This is a genomic window from Nocardioides sp. (assembly GCF_051876515.1).
Lineage (GTDB): Bacteria > Actinomycetota > Actinomycetes > Propionibacteriales > Nocardioidaceae > Nocardioides.
Window position 1 is genome coordinate 1 of sequence record NZ_JBJEHY010000180.1, and the last position, 7,892, is coordinate 7,892.

The 7,892-nt window shown below is 71.5% G+C and carries 7 protein-coding genes; 4 read left to right on the forward strand and 3 right to left on the reverse strand.

Annotated features, from left to right (window positions below; translation table 11 throughout):
- Positions 1-170: 170 nt before the first annotated feature.
- The gene (locus ACI379_RS13415; protein WP_439792593.1) at positions 171-1,040 is read right to left on the reverse strand and encodes an LLM class flavin-dependent oxidoreductase; all 870 of its coding nucleotides are present in this window, start codon (positions 1,038-1,040) and stop codon (positions 171-173) included.
- A 63-nt stretch (positions 1,041-1,103) separates the two neighbouring features.
- Between ACI379_RS13415 and ACI379_RS13420 the strand changes: the two genes are divergently transcribed.
- A complete protein-coding gene (locus tag ACI379_RS13420) occupies positions 1,104-1,757 on the forward strand; it encodes a peptidylprolyl isomerase (protein WP_439792594.1) in 654 nt (217 codons plus the stop codon).
- Positions 1,758-1,787: 30 nt separating this feature from the next.
- On the opposite strand, the gene ACI379_RS13425 is transcribed toward ACI379_RS13420, so the two are convergent.
- Complete coding sequence (locus tag ACI379_RS13425; protein ID WP_439792595.1) at positions 1,788-2,660, reverse strand: SDR family NAD(P)-dependent oxidoreductase; 873 nt, start codon at positions 2,658-2,660, stop codon at positions 1,788-1,790.
- 89 nt (positions 2,661-2,749) lie between these two features.
- Between ACI379_RS13425 and ACI379_RS13430 the strand changes: the two genes are divergently transcribed.
- The 3 genes from ACI379_RS13430 to ACI379_RS13440 all read left to right on the forward strand — a co-directional run bounded on the left by ACI379_RS13430 (position 2,750) and on the right by ACI379_RS13440 (position 6,551).
- Entirely contained in the window at positions 2,750-3,580 is an 831-nt protein-coding gene (locus ACI379_RS13430; protein WP_439792596.1) for a formate dehydrogenase accessory sulfurtransferase FdhD, read from the forward strand.
- Positions 3,581-3,642: 62 nt separating this feature from the next.
- Positions 3,643-5,163 carry a TldD/PmbA family protein gene (locus ACI379_RS13435; protein WP_439792597.1) on the forward strand — a complete coding sequence of 507 codons (1,521 nt, stop codon included), beginning with the start codon at positions 3,643-3,645 and terminating at the stop codon, positions 5,161-5,163.
- Complete coding sequence (locus tag ACI379_RS13440) at positions 5,163-6,551, forward strand: metallopeptidase TldD-related protein (RefSeq protein ID WP_439792598.1); 1,389 nt, start codon at positions 5,163-5,165, stop codon at positions 6,549-6,551. The genes ACI379_RS13435 and ACI379_RS13440 overlap by 1 nt, the downstream gene beginning before the upstream one ends.
- A gap of 22 nt (positions 6,552-6,573) precedes the next feature.
- Here the strand turns inward: ACI379_RS13440 and ACI379_RS13445 are convergent.
- On the reverse strand, positions 6,574-7,892 hold a 1,319-nt coding region (locus ACI379_RS13445), incomplete at its 5' end, for a glycine dehydrogenase (protein WP_439792599.1).

Consider the following 7,892-nt stretch of genomic DNA (forward strand, 5'->3'; position numbering starts at 1 on the left):
AGAACGGGCAGACCGATCCAGCAGTGGTCCCCCGTCGGCCGCTGACATGCTCAGTGACCGAGGACTCCGACCAGGCGCTCGTACGCGTGCCTCTCGCTCAGGTTCGTCGTGTCGATGACGAGGGCCGACGGCTCACGCCGGCCGGTGACGCCCCGGCCGGCGCGCGACACTCAGGACGCCACGTACGCCGCGATCTCCTCGAACACCGTCCAGTCCGTGTCCCACAGGCTGTCCGGCCTCGGCCAGTGGATGGCGACGTCGGTGAACCCGAGGTCGCCGTAGCGGCCCAGCAGATCCTGGAACGCCCCCAGCGACGACATCCACGGCTCCTCGGTGAAACCGGTCAGCAGCACCTTCTCCAGCGACGAGTGGTCGCGGCCCTCGGCCACGCAGACCTGGTCCAGCTTCGCCAGCGTGGCCACCAGCTCCTCGTACGGGTCCTCGCCGTCCGGCGTCTGCGGGTTCGCGATCCAGCCCTGCCCGTAGCGCGCCGCCAGCCGCATCCCCCGGGGGCCGTTGCCGGCCACCAGGAACGGCGGACGTTGCTGCACCAGTCCCTCGGAGATCGTCACGTCCGTGGCGGTGAAGTACTCCCCCGTCACGGTCGCCGGGCTCTGCGTCAGCAGCGCGTCGAGGTGCTCGACGTACTCCGCGAAGCGGTCGGCACGCTCGCGGGGCGTCCACACCCTCCCCTGCACGTCCCCGTCGGACAGGTGGCTGTCTCCGCCCGCCCCGATGCCCAGGCGCAGACGACCACCCGAGATGCGGTCGACTGTACGGATCGCCGCCGCCGTGGGGAGCGGCGTCCGGAAGTTCCCGGAGGTGACCAACGTTCCCAACCGGATCGTGGAGGTGAGCGCTGCGGCCGCCGCGAGGCTCGAGTACGCCTCGTCCCACGGCGTGTGGCCACGCCAGGCGAGGTGGTCGTAGATCCAGGCGGTGTCGAACCCGTACTCCTCCGCCCGCTTCCAGTGCCTGCCCATCTCCGGCCAGTCCTCGATGGGCCACATCACGACGCCGACGCGTACCGAGTCACTCATTGCGGCAGTCTCGCACCCTCCGCCGACAACACGGCTGCACACCGCCCCTCTACGATGCGCACCATGATGTCGCGCCTCGGCCTCGCTGCCGCCGCCCTGCTCCCCCTGACCCTGCTCGCCGCCTGCGGCAACGACGACGAGTCGGTCCCGAAGGGCAGCGTCTCGTGCGAGTACGAGAAGAAGGACGGCGCCGCCAAGGAGGTCGACCAGCCCGGCACGAGCGCGGTCGCCGAGGGCACCGCCGAGGCCACCATCACGACCAACCACGGTGACATCGGCCTGACCCTCGACCGCGAGGCCGCCCCGTGCACCGTCAACAGCTTCGTCTCCCTCGCGGAGCAGGGCTTCTACGACGACAGCCCCTGCCCTCGCCTGGGCGCCAGCGAGGGCTTCGCGATCCTCCAGTGCGGCGACCCGTCCGGCACCATGAGCGGCGGCCCCGGGTACTCGTTCGCCGACGAGCTGAAGGGCGACGAGACCTACCCCGCCGGCACGATCGCCATGGCGAACTCCGGCCCGGACACCAACGGCTCGCAGTTCTTCCTGGTCTTCGACGACTCGGGGTTCATGCCCGACTACACCGTGTTCGGCACCATCGACGCCGGCGGCCTCGAGGTCCTCACCACGATCGCCGCGGCCGGTGAGGACGGCTCCAACCCGGCCGGCGGCGGTGCCCCCAACGAGCCCGTCACCATCGAGAAGGTCACCGTCTCCTGATGGTCCGCGTCCCCGGCGCGGGGGTGGGAGTCAGTACGCCCACCCCACCCCGGTGAGCTCCTCGCTCAGCCGCCACATCTCGCGGGCCAACGTCGGGTCCTGAGCATCCAGGGAGCGCCCCACGGGCTTGGGACGTCCGCGCATCTCGCCGGGCCAGCTCGGCCCGACGTACGTGTTGCCGGGCAGGTCGGCCGTGGCCGCGACGACGACGCACTGGGCACCGGCCTCGGGCCGCATCCCCACCAGGGCGTTCCCGGCCGCAGCGAGCAGGTTGAAGGCGCCGCTGGAGGTGTTCCTCATGATCTTCGTCGCGGTATAGCCCGGGTGTGCGCCGACGGCGCGCAGCGGGGAGCCGACCTCCCGCAGGCGGCGGTCCGCCTCGAGAAGGAACAGCATCACGGCGAGCTTCGAGTTGGCGTACGCCCGGTACCCGCTGTACTCGCCCCGCTCGAGCATCAGGTTGTCGAGGTCGAGCCGCGCACTGCGGTGCGCCTGCGACCCCACGACGACGACCCGGTCGGAGATCTGCGGCAGCATCAGGTTGGTCAGCGCGAAGTGGCCGAGGTGGTTGGTCGCGAGCTGCAGCTCGAAGCCGTCCACCGAGCGCGACTCGGGCAGCCCGAGCACGCCGGCGTTGTTCACCAGCACGTCGATGGGGCCGATCCGGTCGGCGAAGTCGTGGACGGACGCCAACGACGACACGTCGAGCTCCTCCACGCTCACCTTGCCGCCGATCGAGTCGGCCGCCGCGTCACCGCGGCGCACGTCGCGTACGGCCAGCACCACCTCGGCACCCGCCTGGGCCAGGGAGCGGGCCGTGCAGAACCCGATCCCGGCGTTTCCCCCCGTGATCACGAAGCGTCGTCCGTCCTGACGCTCCCCCTGTCGTGTGACGTCCTTCACAGTCGGCACTGTAGGTGGCCACGGCGCGGTTTGCGACCCCCTCTGGACCTCACCGTCCGCACCGCCCCCGCCTCGCATATCGTCGGGGCGTGGTCAGCAGCGAACTCCCCCGGCGCCCGGGGCCCAGCGTCAGGGTCCGCGTCGAGGAGCACCGGGGCCCGACGGTGCACCGCCGGGAGGACCGGTTGGCGACCGAGGAGCCGCTGGAGATCCGTGTCGCCGCCCCGGGGCGCCCCTCTGAACGCGTGTGGCTGACCATGCGCACCCCCGGCCACGACTTCGAGCTCGCGGCGGGCTACCTGTACGCCGAGGGTCTCGTCGAGACCGACGACATCGACCGGGTCGCCTACTGCACGGACGCCGACCTCGACCCCACCGAGGAGTTCAACGTCGTCACCGTCACCACACGCCGCCCGCTGGTGGTGCCGCACCGCCACCAGGCTCTCTCGTCGGGCTCCTCCGCCTGCGGGGTGTGCGGCAAGGACAGCGTCCAGGACGTGCTGGACGTCGCGACCAGGCCCGGCTGGGAGGGCCCTGACCTGACCGCCGAGGTCGTACGCACACTTCCGGACGCCCTCCGCGAGCACCAGGCACTCTTCTCACGCACCGGTGGCGTCCACGCAGCCGCGGTCGCCGACGCGTCCGGCGCGATCGGGCCCGTCCGGGAGGACGTGGGGCGCCACAACGCCGTCGACAAGGCTGTCGGCGCTCTCCTCCTCACCGGTCGCCCCGTCGCGTCAGCGGCGCTCGTGGTGAGCGGGCGGGCCGGGTTCGAGCTCGTGCAGAAGGCGGTGACCTCCGGCATGGGCTCGCTCGTCGCCGTCGGCGCCCCCACCAGCCTGGCGGTCCAGCTCGCGACGCAGGCTGGCCTCGCGCTGTGGGGGTTCGTCTCCGACGAACGTGCCGTGCGGTACGCGTAGGTCCGCGCCCCGGTCCCAGCCACCGATAGCGGCCGTCGGTGCGTTGGGTTAGGTTTCCCGACATGGCTGAACGCGATCTCGATCCGACCTTCGCCGCCCTTCCGTACCGCCGCCTCGCCCAGGTCGCCCTCGCGACCGCGCAGGGGCTGGGTGCCACCCACGCGGACTTCCGGTTCGAGCGGAACCGCTACCAGTACCTGGGTGCCCGTGACGGCGTCCTGCAGACGGCAGCGGACAGCGAGGACCTCGGCTTCGCGGTCCGCGTCGTGCACGGCGGCGCCTGGGGCTTCGCGGCCGGCGTGGTCCTGACCGACGAGGAGGCCGTACGGATCGCGCAGCGCGCCGTCGCGGTCGCGCGCGTGGCCGCAGGGATGACGCGTACTCCCGTCGAGCTGGCGCCCGAGCCGGTCTACGACGACGTCACCTGGGTCTCCTCGTACGAGACCAACCCCCTCGAGGTCCCCACCGCCGACAAGGCGGCCCTGCTCGTCGACTGGACGCGACGGCTGACCGAGCACGCGAGCGTCGACCACGCCACCTCGTACCTCCAGCAGGTGCAGGAGAACAAGTACTACGCCGACCTCGCCGGGACCCGCACGACGCAGCAGCGCATCCGCATGCAGCCCGGGTTCGAGGCGATGGCGACCGACGAGTCCACCGGGATCTTCGACTCGATGGCCTCCCTCGCGCCGCCCGTCGGACGCGGCTGGGAGTACCTGGAGGGGCGCGGCTGGGACTTCGACGCCGAGATCGCCGAGATCCCCGGCCTCCTCGCGGACAAGCTGCGAGCACCCAGCGTGACGGCCGGACGGTACGACCTCGTCATCCACCCCTCCAACCTGTGGCTGACCATCCACGAGTCCATCGGACACGCCACCGAGCTCGACCGGGCACTCGGGTACGAGGCCAACTACGCCGGCACCTCGTTCGCCACCTACGACAAGCTCGGGACGCTCCGGTACGGCTCCCCCGTGATGAACGTGACCGGCGACCGCACCGTCGAGCACGGCCTCGCCAGCGTCGGCTGGGACGACGAGGGCGTCCAGACCCGCGAGTGGGACATCGTCAAGGACGGCACGCTGGTCGGCTACCAGCTCGACCGCTCGATGGGCCACATGAAGCCCGAGCTCCACGAGGGACGGTCCAACGGTTGCGCGTACGCCGACTCCCCCGGCCACATCCCGATCCAACGCATGGCCAACGTCTCACTGCAGCCGGCGCCCGGCGGGCCCGACACCGACGGCCTCATCAGCCAGGTCGAGAACGGCATCTACGTGGTCGGCGACAAGTCGTGGTCGATCGACATGCAGCGCTTCAACTTCCAGTTCACCGGGCAGCAGTTCTGGAAGATCGAGAACGGGCAGCTCGCCGGGCAGCTCCGCGACGTCGCCTACCAGGCGACCACGACCGAGTTCTGGAACTCGATGGAGGCGGTGGGCGGCCCGCAGACGTACGTCCTGGGTGGGGCCTTCAACTGCGGGAAGGCGCAGCCGGGCCAGGTGGCCGCGGTGAGCCACGGGTGCCCCACGGCCCTCTTCCGCGACGTCAACGTCCTCAACACCCTCGACGAGGCAGGCAACTGATGACCATGACACCCCAGGACCTCGTCGAGCACGCACTCTCGCTCAGCACCGCCGACGACTGCGTCGCGATCGCGCGCGTGCACACCGGCGCCAACCTGCGCTGGGCCAACAACACCCTCACCACCAACGGCGTGATGACGGGCGTGGAGCTGACCGTCGTCTCGTTCGTGACGCGCCAGGACGGCGTCGGGACCGGCTCTGTCTCCGGCAACGCGGCCTCGGCCGAGCAGGTCGCCACCCTCGTACGCGCCGCCGACGACGCCGCCCGTACGGCCGATCCCGCCGAGGACGCGGCGGAACTCGTCGCGGGCCGGGTCAGCCCCGACTGGGACGAGGTCCCGGGCGACACGGGTATCGAGGTCTTCTCCGGCTTCGCCACCGCGCTGGGCGAGGAGTTCGACCGGGCGCAGGCAGAGTCGCGGGTGCTCTACGGATTCGTCTCCCACGAGGTCGCCACGACGTACCTCGGCTCCACCCGCGGGCTGCGCCTGCGCCACGTCCAGCCCACCGGGCACTACGGGTGCACCGGCAAGGACGCGGCGCTGACCCGCAGCGCCTGGACCGGCGGCGCCACCCGCGACTTCGCCGAGGTCGACGCCCACGCGGTCGCGGCCGAGGTTGAGCGCCGTCTCAGGTGGGCCGGGCGCCGCACCGACCTGCCTGCGGGCCGGTACGACACGATCCTGCCGCCCACGGCCGTGGCCGACCTGATGATCGACGCCTACTGGGGCGCCGGCGCCCGCGTCGCCCACGAGGGCGAGTCCGTCTACAGCCGCCGTGGTGGTGGCACCCGGATCGGGGAGCGGATCGCCAAGGCCGGGGTCAACCTCTGGTCAGACCCGGCGTACGGGTCCGTCCAGGCCGCCCCGTTCGTGGTGGCCGGCGCCTCTGACAACACCGAGTCCGTCTTCGACAACGGCCTCGCGCTGGGACGGACCGACTGGATCCGCGACGGCGTGCTCACCTCGCTCGTGCAGACGCGCCACTCGGCAGCGCTCACCGGACAGCCGGTCACTCCCGGCATCGACAACCTCGGGCTGGACGTCAGCGGCGCGACGGGCACCCTGGACGACCTGGTCGCCCGCACCGAGCGCGGCCTGCTGGTCACCTGCCTGTGGTACATCCGCGAGGTCGACCCGCAGTCGATGCTGCTCACCGGCCTGACCCGGGACGGTGTCTACCTCGTCGAGGACGGCGAGATCACCGGCGCCGTCAACAACTTCCGCTGGAACGAGAGCCCCGTCGACCTGCTCAACCGGTTCACCGACGCGTCGCGATCGGTGGCCAGCTTCAGCCGCGAGTGGGGCGACGACTACTTCTCACGGACGGTCACGCCCGCCCTGCGGGTCCCGGACTTCAACATGTCGAGCGTCTCCCAGGGGGTCTGACCCCCGGGAGACGCCCGGCGCGTCACTCCGCGAAGGCCTCCGGCGACGGGCACGAGCAGACCAGGTTGCGGTCGCCGTACGCCTGGTCGATGCGCGCGACCACGGGCCAGTACTTGTCCGGGTCGATCCCCGTCGGGAACACGCCCGTCGTACGGTCGTACACGCGCTCCCAGTCGCCGACCATTGCCCGCGCGGTGTGCGGGGCGTGGCGCAGCGGGGACTCCTCCGCGCTCCACTCCCCCGCCTCGACGCGCGCGATCTCGGCGCGGATGGCGATCATGGCGTCACAGAACCGGTCGATCTCGGCGAGGTCCTCGGACTCGGTCGGCTCGACCATCAGCGTGCCGGGCACGGGGAACGACATCGTGGGGGCGTGGAAGCCGTAGTCCACGAGTCGCTTGGCGACGTCGTCGACGGTGATGCCGGAATCCTTGGTCAGCTGACGCAGGTCGAGGATGCACTCGTGCGCCACCAGGCCGCCGTGACCGCGGTACAGCACCGGGAAGTGCTCCTCGAGCCGGCTCGCGATGTAGTTCGCGGACAGCACGGCGACGGCCGTGGCCCGGCGCAGCCCCTCCGCACCCATCAGGCGGATGTAGGCCCACGAGATCGGCAGGATGCCGGCCGAGCCGTACGGTGCCGCCGAGATCGGCCCGATCCCCTCACGCTTCTCCGCGTCGGGGTGCAGCCCGTGGGACGGGAGGTACGGCGCCAGGTGCGAGCGCACCGCGACCGGGCCCACGCCGGGGCCGCCGCCGCCGTGCGGGATGCAGAACGTCTTGTGGAGGTTCAGGTGGGACACGTCTCCCCCGAACTCCCCGGGACGGGCGAAGCCCAGCAGCGCGTTGAGGTTGGCGCCGTCGACGTAGACCTGGCCGCCGTGGGCGTGCACGGTCTCGCAGAGCTCGGTCACGGTGTCCTCGTACGCCCCGTGCGTCGAGGGGTAGGTCACCATGATCGCCGCGAGGGTGTCGGCGTGCTGCTCGCACTTGGCGCGCAGGTCGTCGAGGTCGATCGAGCCGTCGTCGGCGGCCTTCACCACGACGACGCGCATACCGGCCATGACGGCGGAGGCAGCGTTGGTGCCGTGCGCCGAGGACGGGATGAGGCAGACGTCGCGCTGCTCCTGGCCGTTCGCACGGTGGTAGCCGCGGATCGCCATGAGGCCGGCGAGCTCGCCCTGGGAGCCCGCGTTGGGCTGGATGGAGACCTGGTCGTAGCCGGTGACCGTGGCCAGCCAGCCCTCGAGGTCGCCCACCAGCTGCCGGTAGCCGGAGGCGTCCTCCGCCGGCGCGAAGGGGTGCAGGTCGGCGAAGCCGGGCAGGCTGATCGGCTCCATCT

What these genes read in the sequence shown, in the direction of transcription:
- ACI379_RS13440 (WP_439792598.1), top strand. Translation starts at nt 5,163, where the DNA reads ATGACCATGACACCCCAGGACCTCGTCGAGCACGCACTCTCGCTCAGC.
- ACI379_RS13415 (WP_439792593.1), bottom strand. Translation starts at nt 1,040, where the DNA reads ATGAGTGACTCGGTACGCGTCGGCGTCGTGATGTGGCCCATCGAGGAC.
- ACI379_RS13435 (WP_439792597.1), top strand. Translation starts at nt 3,643, where the DNA reads ATGGCTGAACGCGATCTCGATCCGACCTTCGCCGCCCTTCCGTACCGC.
- ACI379_RS13420 (WP_439792594.1), top strand. Translation starts at nt 1,104, where the DNA reads ATGATGTCGCGCCTCGGCCTCGCTGCCGCCGCCCTGCTCCCCCTGACC.